Source organism: Aeromonas cavernicola, assembly GCF_002795305.1.
Lineage (GTDB): Bacteria > Pseudomonadota > Gammaproteobacteria > Enterobacterales > Aeromonadaceae > Aeromonas > Aeromonas cavernicola.
Genome location: NZ_PGGC01000225.1, coordinates 1 through 838 on the forward strand (window position 1 = coordinate 1; position 838 = coordinate 838).

Genomic DNA, 838 nt, shown 5'->3' on the forward strand with positions numbered 1-838 from the left:
GTAGCTTCTCTGACTTTTATATATGGAGAGATGATTTTGAAGAAAGAGTGAGTGAAAATGAAAAATTAAACAATTTGAAAGAGAAAATATGGCGTGAGTTTGACCGATGACTGTTAATTCGCTCGTTTTTTACACGAAGGCAGGTCCGTAGGCTCGATTAGCGTAGCGTAATCAGGCTTTCTCGAATTAATTAATATTACGCTCTTTCACAATTTGGATATTTCAAAGGTCAGGAGTAAATAACTTCCTGACCTTTTTCTTTTATTTTTCACTACACCTACACAGGCCAAGGCAAGTTAGCGACCTTGGTGCAGCCGGATGGCAGCCGAATTGAGCTGAGCTGGAACCGGCTGGGCCAGTTGTTGGAAGAGAAGGGGGCGGATGGCACCCTGACCCGTTGGCGTTACGACGAGCGGGGCCGCCAGATTGTGCGGCAAGACCCGCGCGGTGGGGTGACCCGCTATGAGTGGGACGGTGCCGACCGGCTGCAGGCGGTACAGCTGCCCGGTGGCGGGGTGCGCCAGTTTGAGTACAACGCCTACGGCAAAGTGACCCGCGAGCGGGACGAGCAGGGGCGCGAGACCCGCTACGAATACCACCCCGGCCTGCATTTGGTCAGTCGGCGCATCAACCCCGATGGCAGCGAGCTGAAATACCGCTACGACAACGCCAAGTTGTTCTTAAGCGAGCTGGAAAACGAGCAGGGCGAGCGGCACCACATCCACTACTACCCCAACAGGGCGAGATCATGAGTGAGCAAAAATAATCGACATGGGGTCATTTTCAAACAACACTGAACAGCTTCGGGAGATTTTTGATTTTTTGTGGCCTATTTGTG

General features: G+C 51.7%; 1 protein-coding gene. It reads left to right on the forward strand.

Annotated features, from left to right (window positions below; genetic code table 11):
* Nucleotides 1-305: 305 nt before the first annotated feature.
* Nucleotides 306-752, forward strand: a complete 447-nt coding sequence (locus CUC53_RS18045; RefSeq protein ID WP_420808077.1) for a hypothetical protein — start codon at nt 306-308, stop codon at nt 750-752.
* Nucleotides 753-838: the final 86 nt, after the last annotated feature.